The sequence below is a fragment of the Candidatus Zixiibacteriota bacterium genome (genome assembly GCA_020853795.1).
In the GTDB taxonomy this organism is placed as follows: Bacteria; Zixibacteria; MSB-5A5; order CAIYYT01; family CAIYYT01; genus JADJGC01.
This window is the reverse complement of record JADYYF010000183.1, coordinates 1-20,097: the sequence shown is the minus strand read 5'-3', so window position 1 is coordinate 20,097 and position 20,097 is coordinate 1. Positions and strand designations below refer to the sequence as shown.

The window sequence follows — 20,097 nt, the reverse complement described above, 5'->3', positions numbered from 1 at the left end:
GTGCGCATCAACGCATCCCACACCAGCCGCTTCTCCGCCTCATAAAACGTCAGCGGCCCGTCCGGCAGCTCTTCCTCGGGCGGCGGCAACCCACCCGTGAAATCCGGCGGGATGTCGTCCATGCGCAGCCAATCGTCGCCGCGCAAATAGATCATCCGCACCACCAGGCTCTGCAACTCGCGCACGTTCCCCGGCCAGTCGTATTTCATCAGCGCCTGGGTCAGCCGGTCCTCCACCATCAGCGAACGGTGCGGCTCCACCTCTTTCAGGAAGTGTTGTACCAGCAGCGGAATATCTTCTTTGCGCTCGCGCAGCGGCGGGACATGCAGGGGGATCACATTCAGCCGGTAATACAGGTCCTCGCGAAACTGCGCCTTGACTACCCGCTCGCGCAGCTTGACGTTCGTCGCCGCGACAATGCGCACGTCAACCGCCCGGGTCTTCTCCGATCCCAGCGGCTCAAACTGCCGCTCCTGAATTACCCGCAGCAACTTCGCCTGCAATTCGATCGGCAGTTCCGCCACTTCATCAAGAAACAACGTCCCCCCATCGGCCAGTTCAAACCGCCCTTCGCGGTCGCGCACCGCACCGGTAAACGCCCCCCGCACGTAGCCGAACATCTCCGACTCGAGCAGTTCGCGCGGGATCGCGGCGCAACTTACGGTGACAAAGCGCGCATCCTCGCGGTGGCTATGGCCGTGGATCGCGCGCGCCACCAGCTCCTTGCCGGTCCCCGATTCGCCGGTAATCAGGATCGTTGCGTCGGTCGGCGCGATCTTCGCGATCATCTCCTTCAACTTGCGAATTGCCGGCGACACGCCGATGATCGCATCCAGTTCCGCATTTTGCCGCAGTTGCTTGCGCAGTTCCTCGTTCATCTCTTCCAGCCGGTGGTAGGTGAGCGCCTTGCGCAACGTGTGGAACAACTGCTCGTCGTCGAACGGCTTGGTCAGATAATCGTACGCCCCCAACTTCACCGCATCCACCGCCTGCGCCACGGTTGCATACGCCGTCATCAGAATCACCTTGATCCCGCTCCGCGCTGCCCGCGCTTTTATCAGCAGCTCGATCCCGGTCAACTTCGGCATGCGGATGTCCGCCAGCAGCAGATCGTATTCGTCGGCGCGCAGTTCATCGATTGCCGCCATCCCGTCGGGCACCGCCTTCACCACGTAGCCGCGTTTCTTCAGCTTGAACTCCAGTACCCGGCGCAGCGCGTCATCATCGTCCGCCAGCAAGATGCGAAATACTCGTTCACTCATGATGCCAACGGTATCCTGACCGCCGCCGTCGTGCCCTGACCCGGAGCGCTCATCACTTCGATCGTGCCGTCGTGCGCTTCCACGATCGAGCGCACGATCGGCAGGCCCAGGCCCGAACCGGAGGCACGCGTGGTATAAAACGGCTCGAAAATGCGTTCCAAATCGGCCGCCGCGATTCCTTCACCATGATCGCGCACATTGACCAACGCCTGTTTGGCATCGCGACGCAGGGACACTTCCAGCTCGCTTCCAGACGGTGAAGCCTGAATCGCGTTGAGGAGCAGGTTCAGCGCCAGTTGATGAAGCTTCTCCCGGTCGCCCGCGACAATCAGCCCGGACTCGATCTCTTCACGAAGCAATATTCCCGCCTTGGCTGCCTGCGCCTCAATCTGCCGCGTACTCGCCCGCACCAGCTCCGACAAATCCAGCCGCTCCATCTGTACCGGTTTCGGGCGCGCGAATTCCAGAAACTCGCTCACCGTTCCGTCCATGCGCTTGATCTCGCGCAGCAGAATGTTCCGAAATTCGCCCCGGTCCTGTTCCGAGGTGGATTCATCGGCAATGATCTCGACCGCGCCCTTGATCGAAGCCAGCGGGTTCTTCAACTCATGCGCCACGCCGGCTGCCACCTGGCCGACCAGGGACAGTTTCTGCGACCGCTCCAATTGCAGCCGCGTCTCGGTCTCCCGCCGGCGCGCGCGCCACTCGCGATCGACCAGCGCACCGATCAGACCGCCGAGGGCAAAGTAGAAAACCAATTCCACTAATTCGCCGGCCAGATTGTGCGCGGTTTGCTCGCTGCCGAAGATGTAGGGCAACACCGCCAGGCTGATCGTCAACGCCGTCAGAATCCCGCCGCGCCAGCCGAACCAGGCTGCGCTGATGACGATCGGCACATAACAGAAGCGCGTGTGCACTGCATGGATCCAATGCTGATCGCCGAAAGTCGGTTCGAGCACCCAGCCATAGTGGATCGCCGTAGTCAAGGCGACAATGGCCGCAATGATACCAATCCGCAGTTTTGTGTTGTCCGCAATTCTGGCCATACCTTCCTTCCAAGCCGATCCGAAATCCGACAAGGGGCTCGTCATGAATCGGAGTTAGTAGATGACAGCTCTCCATATCCAATGGTGTCGCACGATCCACTTGCTCTGTTATCTATTGTACTCTTGTTTTGAAGAAAATTGAAGAATATTCTACATTCGTGAAGAATATTATTCAGCAATAAACCATCATTCTTCTCTAATCTATTAGATGATAACCACTTAGAGTATCGGCACGATGTTTGATAACAATTTCCATGATGAAGTCTGCTCTGGTCATCCTCGCGATTCTCGTTTTCGGCGCGGTTGCGGGCGCGCAAGGCCAGTCCATATCACTGAGTGATTCATTGTTTTCGCTTTTCCGGACAGTTGCCGAAGATGTTCCAAGTTTCGATTCTACAACGACTTTGGAGGACTACCTCAAACTCGGCGCCCGCGATTGTTGCGGTCTGCGCGCCTCTTTCTATCGCTGGCAATCGGCGAAGGCGATGGTTGGTTTCGCCGGAGCGCTCGAAAATCCAATTCTGTCATATACTTACGGCTATGACAACTTCTCTGACCCGCTCGGTGTCCGCAGTCACAAGTTTGGCCTGATGCAGCCGATTCCGTGGTTTGGAATGCTCGGCGCCAAGAGACGGGCTGCTGCCCGGATGGCTGACGCCGCGCTCCAAGACTTTGAGAGTGAACGACTTGTGACACGCTTCAAGGTCAAGTCTGCCTACTTCGAATACTACTTCGCCGCCCGTCAACTCGCCTTGACTCGCGCCAACTTCGAATTGATGCGGCAATTCGAGGCGGTGGTGCGCACGCGATATCAAGCGGGTTTGGCGATGCATCCCGATCTGGTCAAAGCGCAGATTGAGCTTGCAGATCTGGAGAATATGATTGTGTCAATGGAGCGGATGCTCAAGCCTGTGCAGGCCAAATTGCTGGCACAGTTGAACTTGCCCGACACACTCGCTCTGCCGATCCCGCGCGACTTTGTCCTCTACGAGTCTTCCATCGATCGCGATACGCTGATTGCGCATGCCGTTCGCTACAGCCCTAAGTTGTTGGGAATTCTGCATGAGATCGAATCGGAGCGAGAGGAGATCACGGTCGCGCGCAAGGAAGCCAGACCGGAATTCATGGTCGGCGTTGAGTACGAGCGCTCGAAGTTGTTCGACAACATGGCCCAGCAGGATGAAAACATGAACGATTACATGCTGACGATTCAGATGACGCTGCCGATTTGGTTTGGCAAGAACAAGGCAATGCGGCAGGCGGCCGAGGCGAAGGTGCGGGCGACGGAGTACATGCACCAGGAAGAGCGGAACGACTTGGCGGCGATGGTGTCGATGGCGCATTACGAATACGAGGATGCGTTGCGGCGGATGCGCCTGTACCGCGACGGGCTGATTCCGAAGGCGCAAGAGGGGCTCAACGTCAATTTGACCGCATATCAAGCCGGCCAGATCGACTTTTTGATGCTGCTCGATTCCCAGCGGCAGTTATTGGAATTTGAAATCAACTTCGAGCGCGCCAAAACCGACGCGGCGATCAAACTCGCCGAAATCGAGGTCTTGACCGGGCAAGAGATAGACATCAAAATCACCAAGAAATCATATCTGGAGGAGAATTAACCATGATTCGCAAACTCTCTTTGATCCTGATCGCGCTGGCATCGCTGGCCGGATTCACCGCCTTCGGCGGCGACAACGCTGACGCCACCAAGAAGGCCGACGCCAAAGAGTTGAAGCCGCAGACGCATTGCCCGGTGATGGGCGGCAAGATCGACTCGACCGTCTTTACCGACATCCAGGGCCAGCGGGTCTATCACTGCTGCCCGATGTGCGGGCCGAAGCTGAAGGCGGATCCGGACAAGTTCTTCAAGAAAGCCGCGGCCGACGGCGTGTTGTTCGAGAACATCCAGACCAGATGCCCGGTCTCGGGCGAAGAGCTGGAAAACAAGAACGTCTTCGTCGACTACGATGGGCGGCGCATCTACTTCTGCTGCTCGAAGTGCAAGGCGTCGTTCAATGCGAAAGAAGCCAAAAAGATTATGAAGAAGCTGGATGAAATGATGCCGGCGCCGAAGGCGGAGCCGCAAGAGAAGCATGACGAGCATGACGGACACAATCACGGTTAGGCAGTCACAGCAATGCCCAGGAAGTAGATGTCGATGAACTGGAAATTAACCGGCATAATCGCAGCGGTAGCGGTGACGGCTTTTGTGCTGGGGGCGATGATCTTCGGCGGAAGCGCTCCGGCCACACACAGCGATGACTCCGGCCAGAACCGCGCACCGGCGGCGGAGGTCTGGACCTGCTCGATGCATCCGCAGATCAGGCTGCCGAAACCGGGCAAATGCCCAATCTGCTTCATGGATCTGATACCGCTGAGGACAGGCCCGCAGAGCGACCTGCAACCGCGGCAATTGAAGCTGTCGGAGACGGCGAAGCAGTTGGCGCAGATTCAGACCGCGCCGGTAGTGCGCGGCAGCGCAACGAGCAATCTGCGGCTGTTGGGCAAGTTGGCCTACGATGAAACGCGGCTGGCCAAGATCACGGCGCGGGTGGCAGGGCGGATCGATGAGTTGAAGGTCGACTTCACCGGTCAGAGCGTGCGGCGCGGCGAAGCGGTGGCTTCGATTTATTCACCGGATTTGCTCTCGGCGCAACAAGAGCTGTTACAGGCGCGAGCAACGGCCGAGAAGTTGGAGCATTCAGAGAGCAAAGTTTTGCGAGAGACGGCCGCGGCGAATCTGAAATCAGCGCGTGAGAAGCTGCGGCTGTGGGGATTCGGCGATGAGCAGATTGAGGCCGTCGAAAGGAGCGGCAAAGCGAGCGACCACCTGACAATCACTTCCCCGCAGGCGGGAATCGTGGTCGAGAAAATGGTGCAAGAGGGACAGTACGTTGAGACCGGAATGCCGTTGTACAACGTCGCCGATCTGTCGCGACTGTGGGTGCAGATTGAGGCGTATGAAAGCGACCTGGCACATTTGCGAGTCGGTGACAAGCTCGTGTTCACAACCGCCGGCTATCCGGGGGAAAAGTTCGACGCGACGATCAGCTTCGTCAGTCCGGTGGTTGATCCGATGACGCGGACGGCCCTGGTGCGAGCGGCGATCGACAACACGCGCGCGCTGCTGAAGCCGGAGATGTATGTCACCGCCGAGCTGGAAGCAAGTACGACGGCGGCAGATCAACTTCTGATTCCCGCCACAGCGCCGCTGCTGACCGGCAGGCGCGCGGTGGTCTATGTCGAGATGCCGAGCACGGAGGGCGTCATTTATGAAGGGCGCGAGGTCGAGTTGGGCGCCAAGAGCGGCAGCTACTATGTCGTGAGGTCAGGACTGTCCGAAGGTGAGATGGTGGTCACGAACGGCGCATTCAAGCTCGACAGCGAATTGCAGATTCAGGCACAGCCGAGCATGATGGCGCCGGAAGGGCAAGCGTCGCCGGCGGCACACGATCACGGCGCTGCCGCGAGGTCGACGCCGACAAAGACGGTTTCGATTTCGCACGAAGTGCAAGCAGCACTGACGCCGGTGTATGCTACATACTTCGAAGTGCAGATGGCGTTGGCGAACGACAACCTCGAAGAGTCCAAGGCGGCCGCGAAGAAACTCGATCAAGCCAACCAAGCCGTGGAGATGGGACTTTTCAGGGATGATGCACACGCGGCCTGGATGAAGCTGACGACGACTGTGGCAAAGGAAGCGGCACGGCTGGCAGCGGCAGAGTCATTCGAGACGGCGCGCGATGCGTTTTTCTTCCTGTCAGATGCGATGATCGAGCTGCACAAGCAGTTTGGACACGCCGAGGCGCGCAACTACTATCTGACGTTTTGTCCGATGGCACGCGACGGCAAGGGCGCGTACTGGCTGCAGACGGTTGATACGGTTTGGAATTCGTTCTACGGCGATCAGATGCTGCGCTGTGGTGAGATCAAGGACACCCTGGAGCCGGGCTCCGGCGATTGATGACGATGAACGACAGGGAATGGCGCGACCGATCGCAGATGACGCTGATCGACAAGATCATTGCGTTCTGCCTCGACAACAAGCTGGTGGTGCTGCTGGCGACGCTGGCGATCCTGACGTGGGGCGTGATGGTGGCGCCGTTCGACTGGGAGATTCCGCTGTTGCCGCGCGAACCGGTCGGGGTCGATGCCATTCCCGATATCGGCGAAAACCAACAGATTGTCTTCACCGAATGGCCCGGGCGCTCGGCGCAAGACATTGAGAACCAGGTAACCTACCCGCTGACGACGGCGCTGCTGGGAATTCCCGGCGTGCGAACGGTGCGGAGCTACTCGTATCTCGGTTTTTCGACAATCTACATCATCTTCAAGGACGAAGTTGAGTTCTACTGGTCGCGGACGCGGATTCTGGAGAAGCTGAATTCGCTGCCAAGCGATCTGCTTCCGGAAGGTGTCAAGCCGGCATTGGGTCCCGATGCAACCGCTTTGGGGCAGGTGTTCTGGTACACGATCGAGGGGCGCGACAGAACCGGGCGGGTTACCGGCGGTTGGGACTTGCAGGAACTGCGCTCGGTGCAAGACTGGACGGTGCGACTGGCGCTGCAAGCGGCAGACGGAGTGGCGGAGGTGGCCTCGATCGGCGGCTTTGTGAAGGAGTACCAGGTCGACGTCAATCCCGAAGCGATGCGGGCGTACGACGTGATGCTCGAAGACGTGTTCAACGCGGTGGCAAAATCAAATGTCGACGTCGGCGCCGGGACGATCGAGATCAACAACGTCGAGTACACGATTCGCGGAGTGGGCTTCCTCAAGTCAGTCACCGATCTGGAAAACTCGGTAATCAAACAGAGGAACGGTGTGCCCGTGCGCATCAGGGATGTGGCGACGGTGGGATTGGGACCGGCGATGCGGCGCGGCGCGCTCGACAAAGGCGGCGCCGAAGTCGTGGGGGGGGTGGTCGTCACGCGGTTCGGGCAGAATCCGCTGGCCACGATCAAGAATGTCAAGGCCAAGATCGCGGAAATCGCGCCGGGGCTGCCGAAGAAGACACTGGCAGACGGTACCGAGTCGCAGTTGACGATCGTGCCGTTCTACGACCGCACCGGGCTAATCTATGAGACGCTGGGGACGCTGAATGCAGCGATTATCGACCAGATCATCGTGACGATCATCGTGGTGCTGGTGATGGTGATGCATTTGCGCAGCTCACTGCTGATCTCCGGACTGTTGCCGGTGGCGGTGCTGATGACGTTTATCGGGATGAAGAGCTTCGGCGTCGACGCCAACATCATGGCGCTGGGAGGAATCGCCATCGCGATCGGGGACATCGTCGACATGGGCATCGTCATCTGCGAGAACATCCTGCGGCACTTCGATGCAGCCCAACCGGGGAAATCGAGGCGACAAATCATCTTCGAAGCGACCTCGGAAGTGGGTTCAGCGGTCCTGACCGCGATAGCGACGACGGTGGTGTCGTTCCTGCCGGTGTTCACGATGGAGGCGGCCGAGGGGAAGCTATTCAAGCCGCTGGCGTATACGAAGACTTTCGCGCTGGTAGCCTCGGTGCTGGTGGCCTTGACGATCATCCCGGCGTTTGCGCATCTGATGTTCACGGATCGCGAGCAGAAGAAGCGCAGCGGTGCGGGGATTATTCCAGTCGGCCTGGCGCTGGCAGGGATCACAATCATCATTGCCTGGGGCTTGTGGCTGGCGGGATTGGCGCTGATCGCGATCGGCGTCTACATGCTGGTCAAACCGCGACTGGCACCGGCACTACAGGAACGGATGCCGAAGTACATCAATGCGGTCCTGGTGGTAGCGGTGACGATTATTCTGAGTTCGCACTGGATGCCGTTGGGGGTCGGGCGCGGCGAATTATTGAATCTGCTCTTTACAGCGCTGGTGGTGGGTAGCATCCTCGGCGCATTTCACTTGTTCATCAGGGTGTACCAGCCGGTGCTGCACTGGTGCTTGACGCACAAGCGGCTGTTCTTGTCGATTCCGCTGGCGATCGTGGTGTTTGGCCTGGTAATCTGGCAGGGCTTTGACGGGCTGTTCGGTTTCCTGCCGCGCTTGGTGCGAGCCTCGGCGCCGTATGTAGCGCTTCATCACGCGCTCCCCGGGATCGGCAAGGAATTCATGCCGGATCTGGACGAAGGCTCGTTCCTATGGATGCCGACCACGATGCCGCATGCCTCGATCGACGAGGCGTTGAACGTGGTGCAGCAGCAGGATATCGCGTTCGAGAACATTCCGGAAATTGAATCGGTCGTCGGCAAGATCGGACGGGTGGAATCGGCGCTCGATCCGGCGCCGACCTCGATGATCGAGACGGTCATCAACTACAAGAGCGAGTACATCACCGATGACAACGGCTACCGCCGGAAATTTCGTTTTGATGATGAGCAGAATGAGTTCGTCCGCGACTCGCTGGGCAACCTGATTCCCGACGGCGGCGGGAAGCCGTTTCGGCAATGGCGAGACCAGATCAAGTCGGCCAATGACATCTGGGACGAGATCGTCAAGGCAGGCCAGTTGACGGGGACAACCTCGGCGCCGAAGCTGCAGCCGATCAATGCGCGCATCGTGATGCTGCAATCGGGGATGCGCGCGCCGATGGGAGTGAAGATCAAGGGGCCCGACCTGGAGACAGTGCAGAGCGTCGGGTTCGAGATCGAGCGGCTGTTGAAGGAGGTGCCGACGATCGAGCCGGCGACGGTGGTGGCCGACCGGATCGTCGGCAATCCGTACCTGGAGATTCACTTCGACCGCGAGGCGCTGGCGCGGTACGGTGTGAGCATCGCCGCGGCGCAGGAAGTGGTCGAGGTGGCGTTGGGCGGAATGCCGATCACCACGACGGTGGAAGGACGCGAGCGTTATCCGGTGCGGGTGCGGTATCCGCGCGAGCTGCGCGGGTCGATCGAGGAAATGGGGCGGATTCTGGTGCCGACGCCGGACGGCAAGCAGATTCCGCTGCTGCAGGTGGCGGAAATTCAATACACACGGGGGCCAATGATGATCCGCGCCGAGGACACGTTTCTGACCGGCTATGTCATCTTCGACAAGCAGCCGGGTGTCGCGGAAGTGGACGTGGTCCAGGCAGCGGATCAGTTCCTGAAAGACAAGGTCAGGACCGGCGAGTTGACGATTCCGGCGGGAGTGAGTTACACCTTTGCCGGGAGTTACGAGAACCAAGTGCGTTCGGAGCAACGGCTGCGGGTCGTGATCCCGCTGGCGCTGTTTATTATCTTCATGCTGATCTATTTCCAATTCCGGGACGTGCCGGTGACCGGGCTGGTGTTTTCAGGTCTGTTCGTTGCCTGGGCGGGCGGTTTCATGATGATCTGGTTATACAGCCAAGGGTGGTTCTTTGATTTCGCGCTGTTCGGGGAGAACATTCGCGAGCTGTACAATATCAAGCCGTACAATCTGTCGGTCGCGGTGTGGGTGGGATTTCTGGCGTTGTTCGGCGTGGCGACGGACGATGGCGTGCTGATTTCGACATACATCAAAGATGTGTTCAAGGAGAAGCGACCACAGTCGGCGGGTGAGATTCAGGCGGCGATCCTGCTGGCGGGGAGCAAGCGGATCCGGCCGGCGTTGATGACGGTAGCGACGACGCTATTGGCGCTGCTGCCGGTGTTGACGTCGACGGGGCGCGGGTCGGACGTGATGGTGCCGATGGCGATCCCGGGATTCGGGGGAATGGTGATTGCGATCATCACGGTGTTGACGGTGCCGGTGATGCATTGCGCGCTGGCGGAATGGCGGCTGAAGCGCGGAGTAGCGATCTAACGGGGAACGCGGAAGCGCGAAATCGGGGCAACTGAACGGGGCGGAATTCGTAAGAGACAATGATCATATTGAATGTGGGGTTCGTCGATCGATGCTGACGATTGCGATAGCAGTATCGCGCGGCTGTTCCCGATAACACAACCTTTCCAGCGAGGATTGAGAATGAGCAGACGATTTGGGCTGAAGCGGGTGGCGTTGCTGGCGCTGGCGGTCATTGTCAGCGTGGCGGCGGCGGGGCAGGCGCAGCAGTGTAGCCGGATCATGGCGCAGGACTCGTCGTTGAACAACCTGGTTGACCCGCCGGGATATCGGACGGGGACGTTGGGGGAATTGGGCGGAGTCATCAAGGTCGGCAGCGGTAGGCGCGCGGTGGTGCTAATACCCGGCTTGGGGTTCAGCGGCGAGGTGTTTCGTGAATTGATGGAGATGATCAGTGCCGAGGCGACGATGTATGCAGTGACGCTGCCGGGATTCGGCGGGACGAAAGCGCCGCCAGCGCCGGCGGCGGGGACAAGTTTCGCGGAGCAAACGTGGACGACAGGGGCGTATCGGGCGATCGAGAAGCTAATCGCGAACGAGAAATTGGAGCGGGCGATCATTGTCGGGCACTGGTTGACGGGGACATCGTTGGCGCTACGGCTGGCGCTGGAGCATCCGGACAAGGTTGCGGGAGTGATTCTGCTGGCGGGGTCGCCCTGCTTTGTGCCGACCGACACAACGCAGTTCAAGCTGCATATGCCGGAGGCGATGCTGGCGAAGATTGCGGATACGTATATGGCGCCGCAATGGTTCAAGACGGTGACGAGGGAGACCTGGGATGACAACAACTTCCTGCCGGGAGACTACGCGGTCAATCCGGTTCGAGGGCTGCGGTTGTGGCGGATGGCCGCACAACCGCCGCTGCACGTGTGGGTGCGCTACTTGAATGAGTTCAATTCGCAGGACATCACGCAACATCTCGACTCACTGCGCGTGCCGGTGTTGCTCTTGAAACCGGGACTGGAGGGGAACTATTCCGATCCGGGGCAGGACTATATGACGGGATACTGCCACACCGCTTGGAACGCCACTTTGGCGAAAGGTGGCATGATCAAGGCGAAGACGATTGCGAATGCGCGGGTGTGTCTGTGGTTTGATCAGCCGGAGGCGGTGGCGGCGGAGATGCGAAGCTTTATAGCCGGGCTGAAGTGACCCGGACAGCTAATAGTCGCTGCAAGTACACTGCACCGGCGGGCCGCCGGCGAAAATGTAGTTTGTCAAGAAGACAGCATCTGAGATTGATACTGCCTGACTGCAGTCGGCGTCGCCAGCGAGGTGGACAGGCTGTGGTGCAGGACCTCCCGAAAAGACAAAATTGGTTATATGGACGATATCGCTGATGGAATATGAGTGTGAGAAGTTGGCATCGCCGGGCATCCAGGTGCAGATGCAATCGTAGTCGTAGTAGACAGTGAGTCTGGAGAAATTGATGTCATAGTAGGTCGCGGACAATTCGTCCAGATCATCCACAGCCCAGACGCGGAGGAAAGAATGATCATCAGGGATCTTTGCCGATGAGAAGTGCGACTGGAAGTATAAAGAATCGCCCTGAATTGAGTACACATCGCCGGTGCCTGAGCGAGTTACCTGCCACTGATAGGTCGAAATCGACCCGTCGGGGTCATAGGCGGTGGCGCGAATCCACTTGGGGACATCCATGATGAAGCAACTGTCGCCGTCAGGGAACCAGATGTTGGTGACGACCGGCGGCTGGTTGACAAGAGAGCGATTCACCACAACTGTCTGTGTCTGTTCAACGGAATTCGCATTCTGATTGAGAGAGGTCACGGTGAGCGAGACTTCGTAGTCCCCAGATGGCGCGCCAGCCGGTAACAACCAAGAGTAGTAGACCAACCCGGGCAGTTGAACCGGTTGAGCGATCGTGTGCAGCACAACTGCGTTGCACCGAAAATCCAGTTGATACTCCGCGAAATCCGTGATGAAGAGGCTACCGTGGATCATGTCTCCCGCGCCGGATTGCAGTCGGGGACGGTACTTGGTGGCAAAAGACTGGATGTCGACGCCGCTGACGAGGCGGCGCACCCCAGTAGTCGCATCCCAGCGTTCGGTGAGGATGGCCTCAGCCATTTCCGGGATTGGCTCCGCGGATTGTGTCCCGGGATTCCAGTGATAGGCTTGCGAAAAGGAGAGTCCGTAAGGAGCGTTGTACTTGGCGTAACCGTCGCCCTCTCCGCCGTGGATCGCCAATAGTTTCAGGTTCTTGTCGAACTTGTAGATCTTGCTCTTTTCCTGGTCAACCACCCACACCTGCCCGCGATTATCGACGGCGACATCTGTCATTAGCGTAATCGGATCAGGCGATATGAACGATGGGCCAAAACCGGCCACCGGGGAGAACGGCTCCGTGATTTTGACGAGCCGGTGACCATCTTTGTCGATGAAGTAGGCGCTCGTAATGCGCTTCTCACTGCTCTGTTCGTTGCGAGCAAAGGCCACGGCAACCGGCCGGTCAATGCTCCCGAGCGAAGAGTTCATGTAGGTCCAGCGGCGCGAAGTACAGCCAAGGTTCTCACAATAGGCGTAGATGGCGTCGGCGCCATATTCAGCAACAATGACGTGGCCGTCGCGCGTGAGGTCGAGGTCGGCCGGCTCGCTGATTCCCGTTGTGATGCCGGAGAGTGTCGGCTGGTGATTGCTCGGCGAGATCAGGATCTTCTTGATTCGGTCATTGCCGCGGTCACAAATGTAGAGGTAGTCGTGAGCGCGAAATTCAAGGCCTCCGGGGCCCGCGAACTCGTCCAGATTGGCGGCGCTGCCGGAGCGCCCCCGCGCGAAGAGATAGCTGTCGTTTTCGTCAACCAAATCGGCAACGACAAAGCGCTGCCAACAATGGTCGCTGACGGCGGCGACCGAGACGGGGTGACCGATCAGAGGGTCGTTTTCATAATAATAGGATGAAGGAATACCGGCGCACTGGAACAATTTGTGGCCAAGCTCGTCGAGAGCCGCCGACTTTGTGAAGCGCGGGAAATCGGGCGGGTAGACGTCGCGCTCAAGCAAGAGATGGACGGCGGTATTGCTCAACCATTCGTTGTAATCGTCCCATGACGACTTCGAATACAGGTCACGATCGCGGCTGTACTCCTTCAGAAGAGTTTCGTTAACCTGCAGGTAATTGGACATCGCGGCAATCAACTGTTCGAGATCGGTCAAATGCCACGAAAAGGCGGATTTGACCAGCGACAGCGAATCGAGGCCGAGGCTGGGATTTCGGCCCTCGTTGCGAATCCAATCGCGATGCAGGAAGGCTGTCGCAGTCGAATCGACAACCCTTATCGAATCGAGCTGGAAGCGAAAGAAATCGAAGGCGGTCGAGTACCAGTCGCGATGGCCGGCTTCGATGGTCGGAGCGAGAGTTGCGGCAACCTCCAGGAGCGAGTCGATCCGTAAAAGCTGGGTGGGCGTGATGCTGCCAACAACAGGAAACGCCGCAGCCAGGGTCGTTGAATCCAGTTCGACAGAGGCGGCAAGTTGTTGGATCGACTGGGTGATGCCGCTGACCGCGAGGGTAATCTGCGCCTCGTCGTCAAGCGAGCGGGAAAGGCTGGCATCGGATGAGCGCAGGTGGGAGAGATGGTTGGCGGTTGTGGCGGAACCGACAAGCAGAAGGAGGGAGAGCATAACTACCCTGCGATTCACTTCATCACCTCGCGGTAGAGAGTCATGTCATTCAGGCGGCGACTGACATTCTTGAGCGCGTGGCGCAGGAATCTGTTCTGGCGCAGACTGGGAATCGCGCTCAGGTAGTCCTGGAGTTTGTTCGCTTCTGAATATTTAATCAGTACACTCAGCGCGAGGTCCGTTCTGCGCTCACTTGGGTAATTAGTCAGGTACTCTCGCGCATCTTGCCGGCGCCGTTCCGGACTTGGCTCGTAAGACGCCGGCTGCGAAATGATCATTTCGCAGGCAAACGATCCAAACGGAGTGCCTTTCAGCTTGCTGTACACATCCACATAAGCAGCGTATCGATGCTTGCCTTTCAACTGAGAATTCCACACGGAAGTGAACAGCGAAATCTGTCTTTCTTCATCCGCCGTTAGAGGGACTACCGAAAAATGACAGGGCTGCGCAACGAAATCGCCCATGTACTCAGCTTCAATCTTGTAGTCACCGAGTGGGATGCACGGTGGATACTTCGTTTGACGGCCACCGCGTCCGTAGATGCCGAGCAGGCTAAAGGCAAACATGATCGTATCGCCTGGAGCCAAATCGATACTGTCATCGGGAAATGACTCGTGACATTCAACGTTGGCCCGATCCAGCCAACCGTCAGCATTTGCGAGTTTCATTGACAGTTTGTTGGGCACCGCCACGCACGATTCATCAACGTAAGGTATATATGCGTGCGTCGTCCCGACGTTCGCAACGAACATGAAGACGGGAATTCTCTCACAGAACTTGAATTGAACTCGCGGGGTTTCAATCCACACACTCAACTGCGGACTGGCCTCGGCTCGCAGCACACTGGTACTGGCAAAGGAGATCAGCGCAACGACTCGAATCAACGACAGTAAGGTTGATGGACTGCTCATAAGGACACCTTTTCATCCCCGTTCTGGTAAACGACCGGATTGAACTTCTGCCAAGAGTAATCCTCCATCAGGAAATCGGGAGAACTGAGCTTCGTGGCACAAGTAGTGCAAAAGCCGTAGAATGCATCCAGCTCATGATAGTACTGCGTTGCTGCACAATCCTGACTTGGGATGAAGACGTGCTGAGGTGGATTACCCCATTCCCTGCTATTTCTTGTCAACCATGTCATGAGGCATGGTGAATCGTCATTGGAAGCGTGATCCCATGAATCATAACAGAGGTCTGTTAGGTGCCTCCCTACAATATGCCCCAATTCGTGACTCGTCGTGTACCATAGTGCTTGTTCTTGAGCTTCCTCAAAGTAGTATTGGATGCCCTCATAACATACAAACGACGCCTCGAAATCGTTAAAACTTCTGCCGAGTATACCCCACAAGATGCTCATCGAGGACGGATCAAGAAGATGCGAGATTGCGATAAGTACAGAAGTGTGCTTCTGCATCGCTTGTCCAGTAGAGCCCTGTGGCGGTGTGGGCCAATGGCTGGCGTAGGTGTTCACGTAGTCCTGCAGCGCCTCAGGCGTGTTTTTGATGCCTTCATTACTCGGTATACTAGAACTGTGGGACCAGAAGAACCCAATCGGGAAGTTCTGGTAGGGCGCCTCAATCCTTTCTTCGTGCCAGTCCAAGTGAATGAAGTCGCAGCCGCTCTGCGAAATTTGCTCAATGTCAAAGTCCAATTTGAACTTGTTGGTCCCTACGAAGATTCTGTACTCCAAACCATCGGCTTTGTCTTCCCAGTCGTACAGGTCGGATGTATCCGCGCACAGCCCAATCCTCATGTGATAGTAACCGGGCACTGTGTAGCCACCGTTCATTTGCATGGGTCGTGAAAGATACATCTGCTCGGTGAATTCGACGGGATACCACGTTTCGTCAAATGCAGCCGGTGGGACATCTTGGAAGTCATCGCGGCGACTGACGTCAACCCAGAGCATCGGGTGCTGAGTGCCGTCGCTGCCCCTCCAAACGTCGACTCGAAAGTTCACGTAACCCGTTGTGCTGTTGTCTCCATAGTACTTCTGAGGCCAAGAGACGTATTCTATCCTCGCATCGAAGCCAGCTGAATGACCAGAATCACTATTGTTGCAGCCTACGCCGATCGTCGCCAGGATCACGATCAGTGCGAGCGCAGCTGCTTCGCGGATCTTCCCGCTCAGCAACGTCATCTCGCGACGCTTTCTTCGTGTCCGAATCCAGCTATGGCTGCCGGCAGACATTTTCGCCACTCCCTAACAATCTGAACGGGACTCGCTCCCGTGTCCATTGTATTTCTACGCTGATCTTCCCTTTGCATCGCGCCCTCCGATGTTGACGATGTTATGACGGGAATCTACCCCCCCCCTGTTGAATCTTGTCAAGAAGATTCTTCATCTTTTTGTCCATATTCAGGACGGATGTAGTGGCAATACGTGTAGCGAGTGGGATTCCTGACGGGGCGGATGCGGTCGAGTTCCCCACCCTCCGCTGCGCTCCGGGTGGGCTACCGAGCTGCGGACGTCAGGATCGCAGGGATCCTGACCTTCGAGTTGGAGTGTTGGAAAGCTCGCTGACGACTTGAACATAAAGCGAAGCCGGGTGGTCGGTCCGTGACAACCCGGCTGCTTGAAGTGAAACCCGATCTGAAAGAAGCAAGAACGGATTTACGAAGGTGCTTTGTATTGACATCGGTCCGTCAGGAATGGATTCCTGACGGCGCGATTATGGTCGACTTCCCCACCCTGCGCTTCGCTGCGGGTGAGCTACCGACACGGCTCGATTTCAGTTTCCCCACCCTGCGCTTCGCTGCGGGTGGGCTACCGACTGGCGAGACGCGTCAGTCGTTTCGAATGTCCGGCGGCGGTGGACGCGACTACCGGGGAGGTAGTCGCGTACGAGCCGCTTGTCTTCAGAGTCCCGCGACGAGAATCCGCCCGGCCGAGCTAGTCCGGGCGGATTCTATTCCCCACAACCCATCACTCCTGAAGATTGGTACCACGCACCAATTGTGAGATTGGAGCAGCCGCTACTTCATTGCGACGATAGAAGTAGTAGCAACGAGTTTGCCAAGATCTCCGATGGGTTTCAGGTTTTGCCGAGCACGAGTCTAACATTCTTGTAATCAGTGATTTACAAACTCCGATTGAAGATCAGAAGGAGTGAGTGGTGTCGGATAATAAACCAACCGGCGCGTGAAATCTCACGCGCCGGCAGGCACTTTATCAGGAAGTATTGATCTAAGGCGCTCAAGCAGAGAGCCTTAGAACCGATAAGTGAAATCTCGCGCAGCGTGCGTTAAGGCTTACGCAGGGCTGATGCGATATTTCTTCATTTTCGAACGCAGCGTCGCCTCGGGGATACCGAGACTCGCGGCGGCGCGACGGATGATTCCGCCGCAGAGTTCAAGCGCGGCTTTGATGTTGGAGCGCTCGAATTGTTCGACCTGATCGACGAGGTTGGCACCGGAAGGGTGCGCCTGACGCTGCAGAGCATCCGGACTTGATTCGAGTTTCGCGAGCAGGCGCGCACAGATCGCGCGGGCTTCGCGTCTCTCGACGATGGCATACATCTCAATCAGGTTCTTGAGCTCGCGGACGTTGCCGGGCCAAGCGTACTCAGCCAGGCGGACGCGCAGCAAGCGCAAGGTGTCGCGGTCGATCGCGTCGAGGTTAATCCCCTCGGACTGCATGAAGAACTCAAACAGCCGGTAGGCGTCGTCACCGCGATCCGCCAGCCGCGGCACGTTGATGGTCATCACGGCCAGTCGGAAGAACAGGTCGGAGCGGAACCGGCCGACACGGACGGCCTCAGAGAGGTCGACGTTGGTAGCGGCGATGATCCGGATATCGACCTTGCGGGGCGTGGTGCCGCCGATGCGGTAGAACACCTTTTCCTCGAGCGCCGACAGCAGTTTGACCTGGAGCGCCGCCGGCAATTCCCCCACTTCATTGAGGAAGAGGGTCCCGCCGGTGGCAGCCTCGATCAAGCCGACTTTGGTTCCGACGGCGTTGGTGAAGGCGCCCCGCTCATGGCCAAACAGTTCGGACTCGGCTAACTCGACCGGGATGGCGCCGCAATTGAGTTGGACGAAGGGTCCCTTGCTGCGCAGCGAGTGGTGATGAACGTACTTGGCAATCTGGTCTTTGCCGACGCCCGTCGGGCCGAGCAGCAATATCGGAAGATCCGAGGGTGCGACGGCATCGACTTCGCGGACCAATTCCGCAAACGTGGGGTGCGCTCCGACGAGCGGCACCGACGAAGAGTGCCGACGCGCAGTGAGCGCGGTCGCAGCGGCATCGGTCAAATGCAGAACACGCTGGATCCGGGCGAGTTCGGCACGACAATCGCGGACCAGGACTGGTTCCCGCGTGAGCTGCGACCAGACACGGTAAGTGACCGCCGCTTCGTACTGGGCTCCCATCAGCTCGAAGCCGGCGACGCAGCGCCGGAGTTCAGCATCGATATCGACGCGTTCATGGCGCTGATGCGCAATCTGTGCCAGCAGGCGGCGGCAGGCGAAGATTTCGATCCGTTCGCCGACCTGTTCGGCGGTGGCCAGCGCCGTTGTGGCCGCTTCATGAGCCCGATCGAACTGATCGAGTTCAAGGTGAGCCTGTGCCAGCAGCCGCCCAATCTGAGCAACCTCGGCGCTGTGCGGGGCGATCCGGCGGGCGAGTTCAAGTCCGGCGGCAGCAAGATCGGCGGCGCCGGAGAAGTTGGAGCACAGCAGGGCCAATTGGGCGCGGTACTGCAACAGAGTGACGCGATCGGCCTCGTCGTGCGTCTGCTCGACCAGATCGTTGGCTGAGGCGAGATGCGCGACGGCATCGTCAAAGCGTCCGAGATGCATCTGCGCGAAAGCGAGCGAGAGATACGCCCGGCAGAGATTCGATTGTTCGCCGCGAGCGTAATTGAGTTTGACCGACTCTTCGAGATGCTCAATCGCCTTGTGAAATTCGCCGGAGAGATTGAGGATCGTGCCGAGGTTGCCGGCGATCGACGCCAGCCACTTATCGTCAGCGAGTCCGCGGGCATACTGCTCGGCTTCCAGCAATGATTCGACGGAACGGGCGAATTGACCTTGAATGAAGTGGACGCGGGAGAGCCGATTGAGACTGCGGATGATGCCAAGGGAATCGTCGAGCCGGCGGTAGGTTGCGATCAGATCGCGATAGACGCGCTCGGCCTCGGCGACCTGGCCGAGTTCGGTCAGGGCGCGCGCGGCAACGGCCTGCAGTTCGGCAATCAGCAAGTTGTCGCTAGAGTGTTTGATTTGTTTTAAGGCCTGACGAGCGACGTCCAGCGCGTCGTCGTACCGGGCCAGTCGCATCAGCGCGGCGCTCTTGACAGCGAGCAGCTGCGCCATGCTTGCGTTGCCCAAGAAAAGGTGTTCGTCGGCTTGCAAAAGGCCGATGTGGTCCAAGACCTCCACAAAACGACCGTCATTCAGCAACTGACGCAATTCGATGAGCATCGCATCCCATTGATTTGCGAGCAGTTGGTTCATCGAAGGTCGCCTTTCTTGTCAGTGCTCATCGGTCGGGCCGAGCGCGAGATTTGCGGCTTGGCAACGGTTGATTGCGGCTTGGCCGTGAAGCCGGAGAACCACTTGACCGGGAGGTTGATGGTGACGATGATCGGTCCGATCGGGATCATGAATGGCGTGGAGTCGTCCTGATCGGTAAACTGGTTGTCATCCTGCCATGGGTGGGCGGTCGGGACATCTTTCGGGGCTTCATAAGGGCTGGTTCGTCCGAACGATGGGACGAACGAGACCGCGAGCATACAGAGCGCGGTCAACGACGCGACAAGAATCCTGAGTTTCATCCTCTGATACCTCCTGATAAAGTAGATGAGAAAAGGACTTCAAAAGACAGAAGCACGAGGCCTCTGCCGCCTTAAACTCTATGTTAATTGTGCTCTTAGGACAGAACTGGCGGTGATGGTTTGCAAGGAATCGGACTCTCTGCCTGAACTCGTTCCCTGAGGTTCCACACCTGAAAAATAGCGTTGAAACCCGACTTTGTCAAGCTAAATTCCCGAAGGTCTGCACCGATAACTGCATGAGAAGTCAAAGTTTAAAGATGAAGAAGGAGATCCAAACCGCACTGGTCCAGATCGAGGGCCACATCGTCGATTCGGACATTCTGAGCGACGTCTTTGATGTCATTATCAAGAGTGGCGGGCGATTCGAAATCCGCGAGTTCGAGATGGGACGGACGAATGTGGAGACTTCGACGGCGCGGCTGCGGATCAGCGCGCCGACGCGCGAACGGCTGGCACTGATTCTCAACTTGTTGGCGATGAAAGGCTGCTTCGTCGTCTCGGAAAAAGCCGTTACACTCAAGCCCGCGGTGAAGGACAAGGCGGTGCCGGATGATTTCTATTCAACGACCAATT

13 protein-coding genes are annotated in these 20,097 nt (G+C 58.1%); 6 read left to right on the top strand and 7 right to left on the bottom strand.

Features of this window, described 5'->3' with window-relative positions; genetic code table 11:
* Both IT585_14185 and IT585_14180 read right to left on the bottom strand, forming a co-directional pair.
* On the bottom strand, positions 1-1,262 hold a 1,262-nt coding region (locus IT585_14185), incomplete at its 3' end, for a sigma-54-dependent Fis family transcriptional regulator (GenBank protein ID MCC6964397.1).
* Positions 1,259-2,308: a DUF4118 domain-containing protein gene (locus IT585_14180; protein MCC6964396.1), complete on the bottom strand. Its 1,050-nt coding sequence runs from the start codon at positions 2,306-2,308 to the stop codon at positions 1,259-1,261. The genes IT585_14185 and IT585_14180, both read right to left, overlap by 4 nt.
* A gap of 254 nt (positions 2,309-2,562) precedes the next feature.
* On the opposite strand from IT585_14180, the gene IT585_14175 reads away from it, so the two are divergent.
* The 5 genes from IT585_14175 (at position 2,563) to IT585_14155 (ending at position 11,257) form a co-directional block, all read left to right on the top strand.
* Positions 2,563-3,927, top strand: coding sequence for a TolC family protein (locus IT585_14175; GenBank protein ID MCC6964395.1), 1,365 nt, complete (start codon positions 2,563-2,565; stop codon positions 3,925-3,927).
* 2 nt (positions 3,928-3,929) lie between these two features.
* On the top strand, positions 3,930-4,433 hold the full coding sequence (locus tag IT585_14170; protein ID MCC6964394.1) for a hypothetical protein: 504 nt from the start codon (positions 3,930-3,932) through the stop codon (positions 4,431-4,433).
* 33 nt (positions 4,434-4,466) lie between these two features.
* Positions 4,467-6,272 (top strand): efflux RND transporter periplasmic adaptor subunit, encoded by a 1,806-nt coding sequence (locus IT585_14165; protein MCC6964393.1) that lies wholly within the window; start codon positions 4,467-4,469, stop codon positions 6,270-6,272.
* On the top strand, positions 6,272-10,066 hold the full coding sequence (locus IT585_14160; protein MCC6964392.1) for an efflux RND transporter permease subunit: 3,795 nt from the start codon (positions 6,272-6,274) through the stop codon (positions 10,064-10,066). Before IT585_14165 ends, IT585_14160 begins: the two co-directional genes overlap by 1 nt.
* Positions 10,067-10,228: 162 nt before the next feature.
* A complete protein-coding gene (locus tag IT585_14155; protein MCC6964391.1) occupies positions 10,229-11,257 on the top strand; it encodes an alpha/beta hydrolase in 1,029 nt (342 codons plus the stop codon).
* 9 nt (positions 11,258-11,266) lie between these two features.
* Here IT585_14155 and IT585_14150 read toward each other — a convergent pair whose 3' ends face one another.
* The 5 genes from IT585_14150 to IT585_14130 form a co-directional block, all read right to left on the bottom strand.
* A complete protein-coding gene (locus tag IT585_14150) occupies positions 11,267-13,765 on the bottom strand; it encodes a hypothetical protein (GenBank protein MCC6964390.1) in 2,499 nt (832 codons plus the stop codon).
* On the bottom strand, positions 13,762-14,415 hold the full coding sequence (locus tag IT585_14145) for a hypothetical protein (protein MCC6964389.1): 654 nt from the start codon (positions 14,413-14,415) through the stop codon (positions 13,762-13,764). The genes IT585_14150 and IT585_14145 overlap by 4 nt, the downstream gene beginning before the upstream one ends.
* A gap of 239 nt (positions 14,416-14,654) precedes the next feature.
* On the bottom strand, positions 14,655-15,938 hold the full coding sequence (locus IT585_14140; GenBank protein ID MCC6964388.1) for a hypothetical protein: 1,284 nt from the start codon (positions 15,936-15,938) through the stop codon (positions 14,655-14,657).
* Positions 15,939-16,999: 1,061 nt separating this feature from the next.
* On the bottom strand, positions 17,000-19,204 hold the full coding sequence (locus tag IT585_14135) for a sigma 54-interacting transcriptional regulator (GenBank protein MCC6964387.1): 2,205 nt from the start codon (positions 19,202-19,204) through the stop codon (positions 17,000-17,002).
* Positions 19,201-19,524: a hypothetical protein gene (locus IT585_14130; protein MCC6964386.1), complete on the bottom strand. Its 324-nt coding sequence runs from the start codon at positions 19,522-19,524 to the stop codon at positions 19,201-19,203. Before IT585_14130 ends, IT585_14135 begins: the two co-directional genes overlap by 4 nt.
* 257 nt (positions 19,525-19,781) lie before the next feature.
* Here IT585_14130 and IT585_14125 point away from each other — a divergent pair.
* On the top strand, positions 19,782-20,097 hold a 316-nt coding region (locus IT585_14125; GenBank protein MCC6964385.1), incomplete at its 3' end, for a TIGR00300 family protein.